13 protein-coding genes are annotated in these 18,657 nt (G+C 51.0%); 10 read left to right on the top strand and 3 right to left on the bottom strand.

From position 1 onward, the window contains the following. The first annotated feature begins 427 nt into the window (after nt 1-427). From IXB28_RS02300 to IXB28_RS02285, 4 genes are all read left to right on the top strand, one after another. Nucleotides 428-1,858 carry a form I ribulose bisphosphate carboxylase large subunit gene (locus IXB28_RS02300; RefSeq protein ID WP_215616936.1) on the top strand — a complete coding sequence of 477 codons (1,431 nt, stop codon included), beginning with the start codon at nt 428-430 and terminating at the stop codon, nt 1,856-1,858. A 175-nt stretch (nt 1,859-2,033) separates the two neighbouring features. Then, nucleotides 2,034-2,429, top strand: coding sequence for a RuBisCO chaperone RbcX (rcbX, locus tag IXB28_RS02295; protein ID WP_215616935.1), 396 nt, complete (start codon nt 2,034-2,036; stop codon nt 2,427-2,429). A gap of 44 nt (nt 2,430-2,473) precedes the next feature. Continuing rightward, entirely contained in the window at nt 2,474-2,818 is a 345-nt protein-coding gene (locus tag IXB28_RS02290) for a ribulose bisphosphate carboxylase small subunit (protein WP_215616934.1), read from the top strand. 490 nt (nt 2,819-3,308) lie between these two features. Beyond that, a complete protein-coding gene (locus IXB28_RS02285) occupies nt 3,309-3,956 on the top strand; it encodes a PEP-CTERM sorting domain-containing protein (RefSeq protein ID WP_215616933.1) in 648 nt (215 codons plus the stop codon). Between the two features lie 135 nt (nt 3,957-4,091). Here the strand turns inward: IXB28_RS02285 and IXB28_RS02280 are convergent, their stop codons facing one another. Together IXB28_RS02280 and IXB28_RS02275 are read right to left on the bottom strand one after the other, a co-directional pair. Further along, complete coding sequence (locus IXB28_RS02280) at nt 4,092-4,679, bottom strand: hypothetical protein (RefSeq protein ID WP_215616932.1); 588 nt, start codon at nt 4,677-4,679, stop codon at nt 4,092-4,094. Between the two features lie 150 nt (nt 4,680-4,829). Continuing rightward, nucleotides 4,830-5,759, bottom strand: coding sequence for a nucleoside hydrolase (locus tag IXB28_RS02275; protein ID WP_215616931.1), 930 nt, complete (start codon nt 5,757-5,759; stop codon nt 4,830-4,832). Between the two features lie 108 nt (nt 5,760-5,867). Between IXB28_RS02275 and IXB28_RS02270 the strand changes: the two genes are divergently transcribed. The 3 genes from IXB28_RS02270 (at nt 5,868) to nblS (ending at nt 10,449) form a co-directional block, all read left to right on the top strand. Next, a complete protein-coding gene (locus tag IXB28_RS02270) occupies nt 5,868-6,950 on the top strand; it encodes an S-layer homology domain-containing protein (protein ID WP_215616930.1) in 1,083 nt (360 codons plus the stop codon). A 127-nt stretch (nt 6,951-7,077) separates the two neighbouring features. Further along, the gene (purD, locus tag IXB28_RS02265; RefSeq protein ID WP_215616929.1) at nt 7,078-8,352 is read left to right on the top strand and encodes a phosphoribosylamine--glycine ligase; all 1,275 of its coding nucleotides are present in this window, start codon (nt 7,078-7,080) and stop codon (nt 8,350-8,352) included. A 90-nt stretch (nt 8,353-8,442) separates the two neighbouring features. Continuing rightward, a complete protein-coding gene (gene nblS / locus IXB28_RS02260; RefSeq protein ID WP_246559580.1) occupies nt 8,443-10,449 on the top strand; it encodes a two-component system sensor histidine kinase NblS in 2,007 nt (668 codons plus the stop codon). Here the strand turns inward: nblS and IXB28_RS02255 are convergent. Continuing rightward, nucleotides 10,427-10,816, bottom strand: coding sequence for a helix-turn-helix domain-containing protein (locus IXB28_RS02255; protein WP_215616928.1), 390 nt, complete (start codon nt 10,814-10,816; stop codon nt 10,427-10,429). The two genes, nblS and IXB28_RS02255, sit on opposite strands and share 23 nt — an antisense overlap. Before the next feature lie 386 nt (nt 10,817-11,202). Here IXB28_RS02255 and IXB28_RS02250 point away from each other — a divergent pair, with 386 nt between their 5' ends. The 3 genes from IXB28_RS02250 (at nt 11,203) to IXB28_RS02240 (ending at nt 18,613) form a co-directional block, all read left to right on the top strand. Beyond that, complete coding sequence (locus tag IXB28_RS02250; RefSeq protein WP_215616927.1) at nt 11,203-13,614, top strand: alpha/beta fold hydrolase; 2,412 nt, start codon at nt 11,203-11,205, stop codon at nt 13,612-13,614. A gap of 624 nt (nt 13,615-14,238) precedes the next feature. Continuing rightward, the gene (locus IXB28_RS02245) at nt 14,239-16,164 is read left to right on the top strand and encodes an AMP-dependent synthetase/ligase (protein ID WP_215616926.1); all 1,926 of its coding nucleotides are present in this window, start codon (nt 14,239-14,241) and stop codon (nt 16,162-16,164) included. Nucleotides 16,165-16,240: 76 nt separating this feature from the next. After that, complete coding sequence (locus IXB28_RS02240) at nt 16,241-18,613, top strand: 3-hydroxyacyl-CoA dehydrogenase/enoyl-CoA hydratase family protein (RefSeq protein WP_215616925.1); 2,373 nt, start codon at nt 16,241-16,243, stop codon at nt 18,611-18,613. Nucleotides 18,614-18,657: the final 44 nt, after the last annotated feature.

The raw sequence follows: 18,657 nt of genomic DNA, 5'->3' as shown, positions 1-18,657 counted from the left end.
CATTAGTAAATCTAAAAACTTTCTTAGAAGAGAAAAGACTTTCTCAAGCCTTATGGCATAGTATTTTTGACAAATTTGTGCTGTCGCAAACTGTTGTTACTCAGTAAATCGCTACACGCTGTATCAACAGTCGCATTTGGAAAAACTTAATAGTCCTGCACGTAGATTCATAAATAAAAGTTATGAATCTATACAGAACTTCCAAAATGCTACTTATCAGATCGCTGATAGTATTCTTTAAAGAATTAGGTAGTGCAATCTGCCTAAAGATAAGGAGAACAGTCAATTTGGCTGTCTAGCAGTGTCTGCTGCTCGACACCATTATCTGAACTCAGTCACCTCAGCCAGGCAGTGGGCAATCGCTATGGTGTCCGCCTCGGGTGGTTGAGTTCGTAAGCCATCTAGTTTGATTCACAGGAAGGGAGATATGTCTTACTCTCAGACGTCGACGCAGTCGAAGGCTGGCTACAGTGCCGGTGTAAAGGATTACAAGCTGACCTATTACACGCCAGACTACACGCCTAAAGATACTGATATTCTGGCCGCATTCCGGATGACCCCCCAACCTGGGGTTCCTCCTGAAGAGTGCGCAGCAGCAGTTGCCGCAGAATCTTCTACCGGTACTTGGACCACCGTATGGACTGACCTACTGACCGACATGGATCGGTATAAGGGTCGTTGCTACGACATTGAGCCCGTACCCGGCGAAGATAACCAGTACATCTGCTACGTTGCTTATCCTCTCGATCTATTCGAGGAAGGTTCCGTAACTAACCTACTAACGTCTCTAGTAGGTAACGTATTTGGCTTTAAAGCCCTGCGTGCACTACGTCTGGAAGACCTACGGATTCCCGTTGCTTACCTCAAGACTTTCCAGGGACCTCCCCACGGTATTCAGGTTGAGCGTGACAAGCTGAACAAGTATGGTCGTCCCATGTTGGGTTGCACCATTAAGCCCAAGCTCGGTCTATCTGCTAAGAACTACGGCCGTGCGGTTTATGAGTGCCTACGTGGTGGTCTGGACTTCACTAAGGATGACGAGAACATCAACTCTCAGCCTTTCCAGCGCTGGCGCGATCGCTTCTTGTTCTGTGCCGATGCCATTACTAAGGCACAAGCAGAGACTGGCGAAATCAAGGGTCACTACCTAAACGTGACCGCTGCCACCTGCGAAGAGATGATCAAGCGGGCCGAGTACGCTAAAGAGCTCGACCAGCCCATCATCATGCACGACTTCCTAACCGGTGGTTTCACTGCAAACACCACTCTGTCCCACTGGTGTCGTGATAACGGCGTTCTACTGCACATTCACCGTGCAATGCACGCAGTAATCGACCGTCAGAAGAACCACGGTATCCACTTCCGCGTTCTAGCCAAGTGTCTACGTATGTCCGGTGGTGACCACATTCACACCGGTACCGTTGTCGGTAAGCTTGAAGGTGACCGCGCCGGTACTATGGGCTTCGTTGACCTACTACGTGAAAACTATGTAGAGCAAGACAAGTCCCGTGGTGTTTACTTCACCCAGGACTGGGCAGCTATGGGCGGCGTAATGGCCGTAGCTTCCGGTGGTATTCACGTATGGCACATGCCTGCACTGGTTGAAATCTTCGGCGACGACTCCGTACTTCAGTTCGGTGGTGGTACTCTGGGTCACCCTTGGGGTAACGCTCCTGGTGCAACTGCAAACCGGGTTGCTCTTGAAGCTTGTGTACAAGCTCGTAACGAAGGCCGCAACTTGGCTCGCGAAGGTGGCGACATCATCCGTGAAGCTTGTAAGTGGTCTCCTGAGCTGGCTGCAGCTTGCGAACTTTGGAAGGAAATCAAGTTCGAGTTCGACACTGTTGACACTCTCTAATTAGAGACACCCTCTAACTAGAGACACTCTTTAACTAGAGACACTCTCTAATTAGAGACATCCTCTAATTGCTAGAGCTAGGGCGGTTATTTTTTCTTTAGAAAATTTTGCTGCCCTGGTTACCGCATTAGCTATTTGAACCTGCTTTAATGCATTTGATGCATTAAGCTGACCTATGGATCTAAAGCGAATTGCAAAAGATACGGCTAAGACGCTGACAAGCTATTTAACCTATCAAGCGGTTCGAGTGGTCATGGGTCAGTTAAAGGAGACGGATTTGCCGCGCTCCTACTGGTTCAACGATTTTGCTACAAGGGTCAACTTGCAAGATGGAGAGGCGTTTATCGCGTCCCTGATGCAAGAGCAGGCTGATTTAGCCCTTAGGGTGATGACAGTCCGCCAGCATTTGGCCGAAGAGGTTACTGAGTTTCTGCCCGAAATGGTAACAACAGGAATTCAGCAAGCAAACATCGAACATCGCAAGCAGCATTTAGAGCGCATGACTCAAATGAGTTCTGAAGAGTTGCAAGGGAAAGCTGATGCGGGTGATAGAGATTCTCAGTCTGACTGACTAGTTTTACTAGACCGTTGTAAACCGATACTGACGAGTAGATTATGAAAACTCTGCCCAAAGAGCGTCGTTACGAAACGCTATCCTACCTACCCCCTCTAACTGATGCTCAGATCGAGCGTCAAATCCAGTATGTACTCGAGCAGGGCTACTTCCCCGCTGTTGAGTTCAATGAGGACTCTGATCCTACAACTTACTACTGGACCATGTGGAAGCTGCCTTTGTTTAATGCAAAGAGCACCCGCGAAGTTCTAGACGAAGTTCAGGCTTGCCGTTCTGAGTATCCCGACTGCTACATCCGTGTTGTTGGTTTCGACAACGTGAAGCAGTGTCAGATTCTTAGCTTCATCGTTCACAAGCCTGGTTCTGGCAGCAGCTATCGCTACTAAGGCTGAGCGCAGCTAGATAGAATTTCAGTTTGAATACTGAAAATTGAAAGTGAGGCAGCTTAAATAGCTGCCTCACTTTTTGTTTTGGCAACATATGCCCAAGCCATTGGGATGCCTTGGGGCTGGTTGTTTGACCTCTTTTGGGTTTTCCCTAGGGGGCTCCTAGGTATGGGGTAGAGCTAATGTAGCAGTCCCGCTGTCGGCAACGTTATTTCTACAGATTTATTGGCCTGAATTGTTTTTTTAATGTTCTTTTTGAGTCGAGAAAACTGCTCAAAAGTGCCTATTTTTCTTGATTTACTTATACAAACTTTGTTGGTCGCCACGCATATTTATGTGATTCCTCAGATACTAAATGTATTCTCTGTCGGCATAAATAGGTTAGTCACGTACGTTCTTGCTGGCTTTCTTATTACAGGAGTTTCACATGTTTAATTTATCCAGGGGATATCTCATTGCTGCCTTTAGCTCATTGGGTCTGGTTGCAGCTATGACACAGTCCGCTTCTGCAGTTACTTTTCGGGGTATTGAGTTTGCCCAGGGTGAAACTTCTTTTGCCGATGAAGTGGTTGATTACACCAAGTTCTATTCCGGCGGTTTATCCCAAGAGGAAGCCTACGCTAAGACCTGGAAGGCATCAGCACAGGCCTTTGACGATCCTAATGCTGTGCTAGGTGCGGCCAATTCTTCCTGGAAAGGCAACAAAATGGCCATCGCCGATCGCGATGACTATTCTTTAGGTAATGGTGGTTCAATTACGGTCAAGTTTACTGACAATTTCTTGGTTGGTAGCAACGACGATAAGGACGATCTATGGATTTTTGAAGCCGGTGGCCTTGTGGAAGGTATGTTGGTGGAAATTAGCCAGGATGGTGATAACTGGGCCTCCCTAGGCGAGATTGGTGGCACTCAGCACGCCGGTATTGACATCGATGCATTTGGTTTTACATCTGACGACACATTCTCTTTTGTGAGAGTTACAGACAACGGCAAGAACCGTTATAACCAAGGCTGGGCAGGTGCTGATATCGATGCCATCGGTGCGATTTCTTCTCAAGATGTGCCTGAGCCTGCATCGATGCTTGGCTTGCTAGCGGTCGGTGGTTTTATCACCAGCTCCGTCTTTAAGCGTCGCTAATGGGCATTGAGATATTGGGTGCAACAGGTTAGAGGGACTACTTAGTAGTTAGTGATTTAATAAGTGTTTGATTGGGTTGACGGCCTTTAAAGCTGTCAACCTTTTTTTATGTTGGAATTATTCTTGTTGATGTGGCTAAATTTTGATGGCGCTGGGTTCGGCGATCGCAGCAATAATTCGATGACACCCGGACTCGGGATAAGCCCAACCGCAGTAGCATTCCTTTGGATTGCCCCAACATAGACCGAGGTAGATCTCGCTGCGGGTGGCGCTGATGTCAGCCCATTCGGCCTCTCGAATGTAGGCCTCAACCGTGGAGATGTCGGTTTCAATAGGATCGTGACCGGCTTTCCATAGGCGTAAGCCATCGATGGAGCTACGCCAGAATTGGATAATGTTTTTGGTGGCGGCGGCCAACGTCGCTTTATCGGCTGGAATCGCCGTCAGGTCTGGGTGAATTTCGGGTAACTGAATGGTTTGACCTTTGAAGGTGCAAGGGTGCCATACTAGCCCTGAAACGTTGTGATCGCGTTGATATTGATGGATTTGATCGCGAAAGTCCTTGTAGGCAAAAACCTTGCTAAGTTTATCCGCACCGATTGCTTTGGAGACGACTGGATTAGCTAGACGATCGTCAGTGGATAGTAATACACGTTCTCCGCGCCAGGCGGCCTTAAGTTCTTGATCGAGGATGTCGATAAGTTCCTGGGTGGTGTAGGTCATTACTCTACCGAACGGCTTGATGGCATTTTAGCAATCGTTTTTGTTTGGTGCGGTAAAGTAACGGACTTGTTCATGAATTGCAGGGAATGGTTAGCGGCTGGTGGCAGCTGGTTTTTTGTTTTATGGGGGATGCAGCGCCATGCTGGTGGGCTACAGGCGGGCCAACGATGGGAGCAGCAGATCGTAGAACCCGGCTGCATTCACGGAGGCGGCCACCTCTACATTGGGGGATTTGCCTGTGCGTTGCCACCAGTCAATGACGGTGCGGCCCAGGTTGTCGGGGCTGGTGGTGTCCACGGTGGTGTAGGTGGATTTGAAGGTGAAGAGGTCTGGTTGGAGTAGGTAGGCGATGGTGCAGGGATCGTGCAACGGTGCGCCGGCCATGCCGTAGCGTTCCCTATCTGGAGTGCCGTAGTGGGCCAGTAGGTCAGCGGCAGCTTTGCCCACGGGAGTATTGAGCTGCCGTAAGGTCTGTAGGTGTTCGGCGGTGGTGAGGACCTGGTGGGTGGTGTCGAGGGTGATGAGTTTGATGGGAATGCCGGAGGCAAAGACGACTTGAGCGGCATGGGGATCGACGTAGATGTTGAATTCGGCGCTAGGGGTCATGTTGCCGTGGGTGATGGCTCCGCCCATGGCGATAATGTGGTCGATATTTTGGGCAATGTGGGGGGCTTGGATCAGGGCAACGGCAATGTTGGTAAGGGGGCCCAGGGTGGCGAGGGTGATGGGCTCGGGGGCCTGTTGCAGGGTGTCGATTAAAAATGCAACAGCGTGTTGCACCATTAGGGATTGTGTTGGGGCAGGTAGTTCTGTTCCTTGTAAACCTGTGGCTCCGTGGATATCGGCGGCGGTTGCTAGGGCGCGCAGCATGGGGCGGGGGCAGCCGGCATACACTGGAGTATGGGATTTTGCTAGGGCACAAATTTGCAGGGCGTTTTGGCTGGTGTAGTGCAACGGCACATTGCCGGCCACGGTGGTAATGCCGAGAAGATTGAGGGCGGTGGGATGGGCCAGGGCAAGGAGCAGTGCGATCGCATCATCCACACCTGGATCGCAGTCGATAATAATTGGACGGGCCATGGGTTTCGGTCAATGGATCGACAACGCCAAGAAGTGTAAAGCCTAGCCTGTTACAACGGTGATCAGATACGCTAGCCTGGTAGCGCTGTTTTCGTGGGATATCATTGCATGCAGCAACTTCAGTATCTAGTTAAATCCTTCGGGGTGATGCTTTTCTTGCTAGCCGTGGCGGGGTGTGAAGGTAGCCCCTTTGGGCAATCCATTGAGAAAACTCTGGAGCCCGATCCTCGATTGCTGGAAACCACGGATACTGCAGCGAGTACTCCGGATACCGTCGCGACGCCAGAGGTGGCGGATGCATCGGACCCTACTGAGGAAGCCTCCGGTGTAGAGGGCGCTAAACCGAGTAATACCGCAGGGTCAACGACGACTGAAGTGCCGGTTATTCCTGAGTTTACCGAGGCCAGCTATGTCGATATTGACGAAGCACCGGAAGAACTCCAGCAATATCTTGAAGACTTGGTCCAACTAGATTTGCTGCTGCTGATTGACGTTAAAGCCGATGACAATATCGAACGCAATCCCAATGAGTTTTTGCCCAATCAAGTCATTACCCGACGTGAATATGCCCGTTGGCTATTAGCGGCCAACAATCAGTTTTATGCCGATCAGTCGGCTAAAAAAATTCGCCCAGCCGTGGAAAGCAGCCAACCTACGTTTCAGGATGTGGGGGTGGCCAATATTGATTTCCCAGCTATTCAGGGGCTGGCGGAAGCAGGCATGATCCCAAGTGCCCTCAATGGCACAGCCACGGCTGTAAAATTTCGCCCCGATGCCCCCTTGACTCGCCAAGACCTGATTTTGTGGAAGGTGCCGTTGGATAAACGGTCTGCCCTGCCAGCGGCAACGGCTGCGGCTGTTTCGGAAGCGTGGGGTTTTCAGGATGCGAGCAAAATTGAGCCCATTGCACTGCCGTCTGTTTTAGCGGATCACAGCAATGGCGAATTTGCTAATATCCGGCGGGCGCTGGGGTATACCACCTTGTTTCAGCCAGATAAGGCGGTCACTCGGGCTGAGGCGGCGGCGGTGCTGTGGCGGTTTGGGAATAGTGCTGAAGGAATTACGGCGGCTGAGTTGCTGGCAGACGATGCTGGTGGTGACCAGAAGAAAGAAGACAAGGCGTCTGGGGACACGGCGTCTGGAGACACGGCTGCTAAGGACGATGCCCAAAAGAAAAAGAATGCCGACTAGTTTTTTGATTTTTATGTAGTAGTGACCCTCAAAATTGGCCTGATCGTTTAGAACATGACAACTTGTTTCGATTTCGCCCATGACGTGGGAGAATGAAGCCCCTTCTTTGTTCAGGACTAAAAACGCTGTGAAAGCCATTGTGATTGGTAGTGGCGGGCGAGAGCACGCCATGGCATGGACATTACTACAGTCTCCTAAGGTGACAAATGTCGTTTGTATTCCTGGAAATGGTGGTACGGCAACGATGCCCGGTTGTACCAATTTGGCTATGTCTGTCGACGATGTAGAAGGTATTGCGCGGTTTGCTTTAGTGCAAAATATTGGCTTGGTGGCGGTTGGGCCAGAGCAGCCCCTGGCCGACGGTGTGGCCGATGGTTTGCGAGCCCAGGGCATTACGGTGTTTGGGCCCAATCAGGACGGAGCGCAGCTTGAAGCCAGCAAGGCCTGGGCCAAGGCCCTAATGGAGGAAGCCGGTATCCCAACGGCGGCCAGCGCTGTGTTTGATAGTGGCGACGCGGCGATGGCCTATGTGAAAGAGCAGGGGGCACCCATCGTGATTAAGGCCGATGGGTTAGCGGCGGGTAAAGGGGTGACTGTTGCCATGACCTTGGATGAGGCCCACGCTGCGATCGCAGCTATTTTTGGCGGTCAGTTTGGTGCGGCGGGTCGCCAGGTTGTTATTGAAGAATTTCTCACCGGGCAAGAAGCCTCTGTGTTGGCCGTTACTGATGGCATTACGATTCGGCCATTGATACCCGCCCAGGATCATAAGCAGGTGGGGGAGGGGGATACGGGGCCGAATACTGGCGGCATGGGGGCCTATGCGCCAACGCCTGTAGTATCGGCTGAATTATTAGCACGGATTCAAACGGAGGTTTTGGATCCCACCGTTAAGACATTGCGGGAGCGCAGCATCGATTACCGCGGTGTGGTGTATGCCGGTTTGATGATTACGCCGGACGGGGCTCCCAAGGTGATCGAATTTAATTGTCGCTTTGGCGATCCTGAAACCCAGGTGGTATTGCCGTTATTAGACACTCCCTTGGAGCAGATTATGCTGGCCTGCTGTGAGCAGCGTTTGGCCGATTTCCCGCCGTTTGAGTGGAAGTCTGGCTATGCGGCCTGTGTGGTGATGGCGGCCGAGGGCTACCCCGGTAAGTATCCCAAGGGCATGGCCATTGGTAGTTTGGACGCGGCCATCGGCACTGGGGCTATGGTTTTCCATGCGGGGACCGAATTGGTGAAGGGTGTGCTGAAATCCAATGGTGGCCGCATTTTGGGGGTGACCGCTGTGGGGGATAGTTTTGAGGATGCGATCGCAAATGCCTATAGGGGTGTCAACGTTATCCAATTTGAAAATTCCTATTACCGTAAAGATATTGGCCATCGCATTAGGAATTAATTTTGGCCGGGTGATTTCTACCAAGTTGCCAGGTTATTCTCCCTTTGATAATTCATGTCACAATAACGTTGGCCGGTCTATATAGGTTGGATGGTTGAACTGTTTCAAAAAATTCGTACGCTAATTGCCGATTGGTGGAAAGATTTTACCCTCCAGACCCGATTGATGGCGGCAGCTACCCTCGTGGTGTCGTTAATTATGAGCAGCCTGACCTTTTGGGCTGTCAATACCATTCAGTTGGATGCACGCCTGAACGATACTCGTTTTGGTCGTGACTTAGGGTTATTGCTAGCGTCTAATACAGCTCCCCTAGTGGAGGCAGATCAGCTTGAAGACTTGGCGATCTTTTCGAGACGCTTTATGGATAGCACCTCGAGCATTCGCTACATGCTCTATGCCAATCCTGACGGCTATATCTTTTTTGGCATTCCCTATGCTGATACCGCTGTACAAAACTCTCTCACCCTCAGCCGCCGCATGCAGCTGCCGGAAAACTATGTCAAAAGTGTTGACCTACCTATGGTGCGTCAGCATTTAACTCCTGCGGGAGAAGTGACTGATGTTTTTGTGCCGCTCAAGTCTAAAGACAACTACCTTGGGGTGCTAGCCCTTGGCATCAATCCCAACCCCACAGTGGTGGCTTCATCCCATCTGACCCGTGATGTGACGATTGCCGTATTTGTCTGCATTTGGGTGATGGTGATCTTGGGGGCTGTGTTTAATGCCCTCACCATCACCCAACCCATTAAAGAATTGCTGACGGGGGTAAAAAATATCGCTGCTGGTAACTTTAAGCAGCGGATTGATTTATCCCGAGGTGGGGACGAACTAGGCGAATTAATCCAGAGCTTTAACTACATGGCGGAACGCCTAGAGCGTTATGAAGAACAAAACATTGAAGAACTAACGGCAGAGAAAGCAAAGCTTGAGCGTCTGGTGTCTACCATTGCAGACGGTGCAATTTTGATTGACGCCAGCCTAGAGGTCGTTTTAGCCAATACGGCCGCCAGTCGTATCTTTGGTTGGGATTCGAAACTGCCGCCCGAAGGCAATGTGTTGCAACACCTGCCGGGGCAGGTGCGGGTGCAAATGACCCGGCCGCTTTATCAAGCAGCGAAAGGCGATTCCTCAGAAAGCCAAGAGTTTCGCATTGGCCTGACGGAACCGACCAACCGGACAATTCGGGTCCTATTAAATTCTGTTTTGGATCAGTCTGGGGAAACCGTGAAAGGGATTGCCCTAACGGTGCAAGATATTACGCGGGAAGTGGCCCTCAATGCTGCGAAGAGTCAGTTTATTAGCAATATTTCCCACGAGTTGCGAACGCCATTATTCAATATCAAATCGTTTATTGAAACCCTATATGAGTATGGCGACGACTTATCCGAGCGGGAACGTCAAGAATTTCTAGAAACGGCCAATAATGAAACCGACCGGCTGACCCGGTTAGTGAATGATGTGTTGGATCTCTCTCGTTTGGAGTCCAACCGTCGCTATCAATTCACGTCATTGGACATTCACCAGCCCATTGAACAAACGTTGCGCACGTATCAGTTGAATGCCAAAGATAAGGGCATTGAATTGATTCAAGAAATCGAGGACGGACTGCCCCCCGTTCTAGGGAATTATGATTTGCTATTACAGGTGTTTGGCAACCTGGTGGGCAATGGCTTAAAGTTTTCTACCGTGGGTGGGTGCGTTGCGATTCGCGCCTATCGTTCCCCTATGTCGGTGGAGCATCCAGACTTATTAGGGAATGTGCGCATTGAAATTTCCGATACTGGCATTGGTATCGCTGCTGAAGATCAAGATGCCATTTTTGATCGCTTCTATCGAGTAGAAAATCGTGTTCACACCCTAGAAGGGACAGGGTTGGGCCTATCAATTGTGAAAAACATCATTGATAAGCACAATAGCCAAATGCTGCTAGTGAGTGAAGTGGGTATTGGCACCACATTTTGGTTTGACCTGACCATCTATGAGCAGCCGGTGGCTAAGCCAGTTCAAGAAAACCAAGGTAGTGGACAAACTTCAGATAGCGATGTGGATACGAATGAACCTGTCGCTACGCCAGTTACACCAACGGAGTTAACTTAGCCCACCAGTGACCTAAACTGCGGTTATGCTGGTGGCTGCGGCTCGAAAAGTCGGCCTGATTTAGCCATCGAAGTTTGATATTGGCGGGTTCTACACAAACCTGAGCGGCAATATCTTCTCCATTCAGGCCCAGGGCTTGGGCATATTGCTTGAGAAATCCCCTGACGTAAATTGCTTCGGGCAGCTTGCGGGCATCGCCTGTTTCAATAGCGCGTAATTGATTGGGCTGAACGCGGGTACGCTGGGAAACCTGCTGTAGGGAAAGCCCTTGATGAGTCCGTATAGTTTTCAGATAGCCACCTATCGCTGCTAGCTGTTGACGATAGTCCTCTGCGGCAGAGCAAGGCTGCACTGTTTTAGCCGTCATTTCGTTACATTTAGATACAACACACCTGTGAGTAGTTTATGAAGTCCACTTTAAGTAAGCAAGTGGTTGACTCATCGGTTTAGTCCCGAGTTAGGATGCCAGATCTAATGGATTTTCCCGTAAATAGGTGTTTTCAACCTATGGAGAATTGACAAAAGGCCTGCAATCAGGACTCTTTGGACTATATGGCTAATTTAAAGATTATTTAAAATTTATACATAGATAAACCGTGAATACGTACACGGTGTTCCCAAAACATGACATTTTTAGTTATCCCGTTTGAGATTGATATTAAACTCCCTATCGATTTAGGTCGGTGTTTGAATCGCTGAGCCATGATGGAATCAGGAGAGGAACGGACCCATGGTTGTCTGTGAGGTTTCGTTATGGCCTTTTCTCCTGCTTTGGTTTCCCATAGGCTGCAACAGCGGTTAGCGCGGCTATGGCAGCGGCGGTTTGCGCAGCGTACCTGTGAGCTTTACCTGGGTGCGAAAAGGCCGCAGGCACAAATTCATTGCCAAGAGATTTTACAAACACAGGTGCGCCTGGATGCCAATAGTCTGCAGCGATTGTTGGGTACTGACATTGGTGTTTTGCTGCTGAAAAGACTGGGCGAGTTGCTAGACCTACCGGCTGACGTGGCGGAGCGTCAAGCTTTAATTAAACGTATTGCTAAAGCAGATCAGTTATCGATTATGAGCCTGCTCTATCAGATTGCTGGCAATGTGCGGGCCGATCGCTTGTTGGAGACCTCGAAACAGGTGGATCTCCTTTTGAGCACTACGGAGGAACTGCTCGAGTTGTTGCAAACGCTGATGCAGCAGGAATCGCTGGGCCAAGAGGTATTGGGTCAAGAGGCGAGACTTGCCGGAGCCTATGGCATTTGTCAAAAAAGACTATGGGTACGACGAAAAGGATTGTCGTCCTTGCAGGTGTTTTTGTATGAGCCCCTGGGAGAGATGGCTGCATCTATTCCAGTAGTTGTTATTTCCCATGGGTTGGCGGCTAATCCCCAAACGGTATTGCATTATGCGAAGCATTTCGCGTCCCATGGGTATTTGGTTGCCGTGCCTCAACATGCCGGTAGTGACACTCACCAAATTCGTAATCTTTTGGCTGGCAGTGTGGATGAAGTTTTTTCATTGCAGGAATTTTTTGATCGCCCCCGTGACATTAGGGCTTTGTTGGATGAGTTGGAAAGGCTCAATGGGCGGGACTATGGTGGACAGTTGGACCTGGAGAATGTGGGTGTTTTAGGGGAATCTTTTGGTGCCTATACAGCCCTGGCATTGGCGGGTGCCACCATTGATTTTGAGGCTTTGGCTCATCGATGTGAGCGTCTATCGGAGAGTTTGAATATTTCTTTGTTACTTCAGTGTCGGGCGCTTTCGTTGCCCCCTAAGCCAGGGCCGCTGAGCGATCGGCGGGTAACGGCTATTTTTACGGTGAACCCCATTGGTAGTGGCCTGTTTGGCACTGAAGGTTTGGCGGCTGTGACGGTGCCAACGGTGATGGTGACGGGGAGCCATGATAAAACCGCGCCCATGGCCTTGGAGCCTCTACAGATGTTTCCTCGCTTGGGCAGCCAGGAAAGATTTTTTGCGGTGATTCGAGGGAAGTCTCATGTGCATGATGTCCGCGATTTGTTAGGGCTACTGAAGCTTTCCCGTGATGGTGATTTTCCGGGGTTGACCTTAGCACCTCCGATCATTGATACCTATTTACACGGTTTGAGTCTTTATTTTTTTAATCGATATGTCAGGCAGGTGCATGGGGCAACGTTTCATCTGCCTGCCTACGCTCACTTGATCAGTCAAGCACCCTATGGAGTGAGTCTGGTTAGTGGGCAGTCGAGCCACGCATTGCAGCCGGTGCTTCAGCGATTTCAACAACGATTGTCGCAGTTGAAATGGCAAACGTTGACGATGCAGCACCAGGATGGCATGTTTACGGTGCGGGATGGTTTGAGCCTTTACTATCAAAGCTGGTTGCCCCCATCGACCGTCAAGGCCACTATTGTTTTGGTGCATGGTTTAGGCAGCCATAGTGGTCTGTTTCAAAATGTTGTTAGGGCACTGATTCCAGAAGGCTATGCGATTTATGGCTATGATTTGCGTGGCCATGGTCGCTCGCCCGGGCAGCGAGGATATATTAATGGTTGGGCCGAATATCGCGATGATCTGGCCGATTTGCTTGCCATGGTGCAGCAACAGCATGCAGCGGTCCCTTGCTTTTTGCTGGGTCATAGTCTGGGGGGCACAATCGTCCTGGACTATATGCGCCATCGGTCAGAGTCTTTGGCAGTTTCCCCGCACTGTGGTGAACCATCGGTGGCGGGTGCGATCGCAGCATCGGTGCCGTTTGGTCCCCATGGGGCAACGGATCTGCGGCTGAAACTTGGTCAGGTGCTTGCCTGGGGATTGCCTCGATTTTCCATGGCTTTGGGGTTAAAGTCTGTCTTGCCTTCTCGCGATCGCGCCGTGGTTTTAGCCTATGCCCACGATCCGCTACGCCACCAGCGAGGAACGGCACGTCTTGCCGCAGAGTTTGCTAAAACCATGAAACAGCTGGGCGAGTATAAACAAAATCTCACTCAACCGATATTAATGCTCCATGGCACCGCTGATCAGGTGGCTGACTATCGAGTTTCTGAAGAATTTTTTGCAGGCTTACCCCCCCAACAAAAAACCTTTATTCGTTATCCAGGAGCCTATCATGAACTATTCAATGAAATTAATGTTTCAGACGTTATGCAAGATATTAGTGCATGGCTAAGCCAATACATTAACTGTGAATAGAATGATATTTTTATTCAGCCAAAACAGGATTTAAATCTGATTTAAGACGATTTAAATAGTGCCTTTGGTCCATATTAAAAGTCTGTATCAATTGCCTGTGCCCGTTGATTAATAGTGGGTTTGCTAATCTCTGACGGGGCAATAATATTACAGGCTTATTAAGAGATCCCCCGATCCCATGGGTGATCCCACTATAATTAAAGAGTAATAAAACCAGCTATCCCAGCTAAGCTTCTCTACAGACTCTAAGTCTTTTCCTATTTTATTGCTTAGTTTTTTAGCTGGGTTGGTGACTGTTAAGTTGCTTCTTTGTTGATAGAAATTGCCTTCATAGGCGATTGAATAGTTGTAGCCCTATGCCCATTTTATGGGTTCGATGAAGCTGATATCAGTTTCTGGTAGCGATCTTTTTAGATCTCTTGCTAAGGACAATGGCTAGAACAATATGCTTGATGGGTGGATGTTAATATCCATGCATGGAGACCGTTGTATAGAAAGCTAAATTCTGTTTTTCGTTTCTCTCCTCTTGACGACGTAGCTTTCCATAGATTTTTCAACAGTAGTGCCTTAGACGGTTGCTCGTTTATCGGTTTTACCTTCCCAACCTGTAGTGGAGGGTGTTTTGTGATTTCTAAAATCATGGATGAACAATGTATTTTCTGCTGTTCGCTGCATGTGGCTCCCCCATTGCAGGGGGAGGTGAACCTTCGCTACACAATCCCTAGCTTGTTGGATATGGGCTGTACCTATGGCCATACGCCCGCTTTGCATCAGTGGTCTGCCCATGGCTGGAAGACGTATACCTATCCTGCATTTCGCACGGCGGCAGAAGAGGTGGCCTTGGGGTTACGGGCCCGTGGGGTAACTGGCCCGCCAGGAGAACGAGGGCGCATTGGTTTGTTGCTAGATAGCGATGTGTATTGGGCCATGGCCGACATGGGCGGTTTGTTGGCGGGGTTGGTGACGGTGCCCATGGCTGGGGGGCAGCCCATGGAAGCCACGCGCTGGATGTTGGCGGATGCTGACTTGCAAGTGTTGGTGGTCTCTACCTGGGGGATGCTCCAAACTGTGTACGACCTGGTCAACGCCCTGACGTTGGTTGTGGTTGTGGAGGAGGGCGCGCCACCTACCTGGCTAGGCAATCAACCGCAGGTGATGACGCTAGGGGCGCTGCGCAATGTGGGGCGGCGATGCTATGCGGCTTCTGTGGTGCAGGCACTGAGGGATAATCTGCATCCTGATGATTTGGCTACGATTGTTTATACCGCTGATGCTGGGGGTGGCTTTACGGGGGCGATGCTGAGTCATAAGAGTTTGACTGGCAACATCATGGCCGCGTTTAGCAGTATGCCAGGTCTGCAGCCGGGGACGCCGGAAGTGGCCCTGTCTTTTTTGCCCCTCAATCATATTTTTGCGAGAGCTTTTTTGTATGGCCATTTTGGGTTTGGCCATGATATCTATTTTTCCTCTCCCAGGCGGGTATTGCGCCATCTGGCAGCGGTAAAACCGACCATCTTTATCACGGTGCCCCGGTTGCTGGAGAAGGTGTATGAGAAAATCAACGGTCTGCGACAACAAGCATGGTGGGGGAAACGCCTAGTGCTCGGTTGGGCTTGGCGATTGGCCCATGGTTGCCCCCCGCGGCCGCAGCCTTCTATTTGGGGCCGAGGGCAGCGTTGGTTGTGGAGCCACACCGTATTTAGGGGGTTACATAGAGCTTTTGGCGGCCAGGTGCGCTATTTGCTGTGCGGAGGGGCCGCGCTGCAACCGCAGATAACCACCTTTTTTAACGGGGTGGGGATTCCGGTGAAGCAGGGGTATGGTTTGACGGAGACCAGTTCTGTGGTGAGCTATACCCGCGATCGCTGGTTGCGCCCCGGCTCGGTGGGGGCGCCCATACCTGGTGTGGAAGTGCGTTTGGCCATGGATGGTGAAGTGCTGGTGAAAAGTCTCTACACCATGGTGGGGTACTTTCGAAAACCTGGGGCGACGGCTGCCGTCATTGATCCAGAGGGCTGGTTCCACACCGGAGATTTAGGAGAGTTCTTGGCGGATGGCTCGCTGCTGCTGCGGGGCTGTAAGAAGGACCTATTTAAGCTCTCGACGGGTAAGTATGTTGCTCCGACACCTGTGGAGGAACAATTGGAACAGTCACCCCTGGTGCGACAGGCATTGGTGGTGGGACCCGGCCAAAAGTTTTGTGGGGTGTTATTTGTGCCTGACCTAGCTGCTTTGGAGACAGTTATCGCCGTCGCAGATGGAGGGGCCGGGGAGTGGCAGACCGTTGCCCAGAAACACTATCAGCACCTGCTTGATCAGATTAATGGGCAGTTGCCCCACTGGTCGAAAATAAAGCGATTTGAGCTGATGGAGGCTAGGGCAGATGCTCGCCTCGGACGACAGCAGCTTTATCAGATTTATGGACAGGAGATTGAAGGGCTATATCGAGAGCGACAGCTGGCACCGCCGTTGGCACCGCCCAATAGCGTGGCCCAAGGGCGGCGGTGGCGGATATTTGAGCGCCATCAACGGCAGACGCATATTGCGTGATGTTGTTGGCTCAATGTTTTGGCTGTTGGGTGGCCTCACCCAACCTACGGTTATTGTTGTTTGAGGGAGAACCATTATGACTTTTCGTCCTTTCAAAACGGCTGCGGTGTTGGGGGCTGGCATTATGGGTACCCAAATTGCGGCGCATCTAGCCAATGCCGGATTACGGGTGCTGCTAATGGATTTGCCTGGGGCTGACGGGCATAAAAATGCCGTGGTGGAAGGGGCATTTAAGAAGGCACAAAAAATGTCGCCCCCCATGTTGTTTACCTCAGATATGGCCCATCGGATTGAGTTGGGTAACTACCATGACCATTTTTCTCGTCTGGCTCAGGTGGACTGGGTGATTGAGGCGGTGGTAGAGCGCTTGGATATTAAACAACAGCTGATGGCTCGCTTAGAGCAGACTGTGCGGCCTGATGCGATAATTTCTACGAATACCAGTGGCTTGCCCATTGCGCAGATTGCTGAGGGGCGTTCGTTGCAATTTCGTCAACGGTTTTTAGGTACGCACTTTTTTAATCCTCCCCGCTATCTGAAGCTGTTGGAACTGATTCCCATGGCAGAGACCGACCCAGCCATTGTTGAACGGATGGCGTGGTTTAGTCGTAGCTACCTGGGTAAAGGTGTTGTTATGGCCAAGGATACGCCGAATTTTATTGCCAACCGCATTGGTCTATTTGCTACGTTTTTGGGGGTGCATGCCCTGACGGACAATGGCTATTCCATTGAAGAGATTGATCGGCTGACGGGGACATTGGTGGGGCGACCCAAGTCCGCCACCTTTAGAACCGCAGATTTAGTGGGTCTCGATACGTTACTCCACGTTGCTGAGAATATTTATCCGGCCATTCCCCAGGATGAACAGCGGCAAATGTTTCAGCTGCCTGAGTTGTTGAAGGCTTTGGTGGAGACAGGTTCCCGTGGTGCTAAGGCTGGCCAGGGCTTTTATAAAAAAGTTGGCAAAGAGATTCTCTCTGTGAATCCTAAAACCTTTGCCTATGAACCTGCAAATACCCTGAACTTGCCTGGCTTGGATGGGATTGCCCTGTTGCCAAGTTTGATAGACCGCCTGAGGGTGCTGTATCAGCTATCGGGGAGAGCGGGAGATTTTTTCCGGCGGACTACCTTGGCATTGCTGAGCTATAGTGCTTGTCGGTTGCCAGAGATTGCTGATAGCCCGGTGGATGTGGATCGCTCTATGCGGTGGGGATTTGGCTGGCAGTTGGGGCCATTTGAGATGTGGGATGCCCTTGGCTTTCATAAAGTGCTCTACGACATGCAGGCGGCAAATTTGGCAGTGCCTGAGTGGATTCAAGAGATGGCGGCCACGGGGGAGGGTCATTTCTATCGCAGTCACCATGGTGTGCCCAGTAACTTGTTGATGGCCAATGGGGTGTTGGGTCCCCTGGGGCAGCAGCCTGTGGAGCAGCCGTCGAATGAGATTTATTTGCCATTGATTAAAACCAGGGGCAGCAATCTGTGGGAGAACCCTGAAGCGGCTCTTTTTGACATGGGCGATGGTGTTGTTCTCTATGAGTTTCGTTCGAAGGGGAATACGTTGAGCACCACTGTGGTGGATGGGTTACAGGCCGTTCTCGATCAATTAACCCAGACGGATCAGTATCGCGGGTTGGTGATCGGTAACAATAGCGATCATTTCTGTGGTGGAGCCAATCTGTTGGAAATGGGGACGGCTGCCCAAACTGGAAATTGGCAACTGATTACCGACTTGTTGGTGACGTTTCAAACGTTGTTGCAGCGCATTCGTTATTTCCATAAACCGATTGTGGCGGCGGTGCAGGGACGCGCTTTGGGGGGCGGTTGTGAGTTGGTGATGGCCTGCCCCCATGTGGTGGCAGCGGCGGAGAGCTATATTGGCCTGGTGGAGCTGAGTGTGGGGCTAATTCCTGGGGCGACGGGGACAACGCGCATGGCGAAATGGGCGGCGCAGCGGGCGGCGAGTGGCAGTGTGCAACATATTCAACCGTTTTTGAACCAGGTGTTTAAGACGGTGGCGACGGCGACGGTGGCGGGCAGTGCCTATGAGGCGATGGAGTTGGGCTTTTTGCCTGCCCATACCCATGTGGTGATGAACAATGACCAGCGGCTGTATGTGGCGAAGGAAGAGGTGTTGTGTTTGGACCGGGCTGGGTATCGGCCTCCGGCCCAGGAGACTTTTTGGGTGTTGGGGGAACAGGGTCGGGCGGTGCTGGACCATATGGCCTATACCCTGGAGCAGGGGGGCTTTGCCAGTGGGTACGATCGTTGGCTGGCGGGGCAGTTGGCCTATGTGATGACGGGGGGCACGCTGTCGGCCCCGGCACGGGTGTCGGAGGAGTATTTGTTAGGGCTGGAGCGGGAGGTGTTCTTGCCGTTGTTGCAACAGGAGAAGACCCAGGCGCGGATTATGCATTTGTTGAAGACGAAGAAGCCGTTGCGGAATTAAGGAGACAAATGCCCAGGTGACCTACCGATAACTGCATCCCCTCC

Source organism: Leptothoe kymatousa TAU-MAC 1615 (genome assembly GCF_018739865.1).
In the GTDB taxonomy this organism is placed as follows: Bacteria; Cyanobacteriota; Cyanobacteriia; order Phormidesmidales; family Phormidesmidaceae; genus Leptothoe; species Leptothoe kymatousa.
The sequence above is the reverse complement of the archived record's forward strand: the minus strand, read 5'-3'. Positions and strand labels throughout refer to the sequence as shown.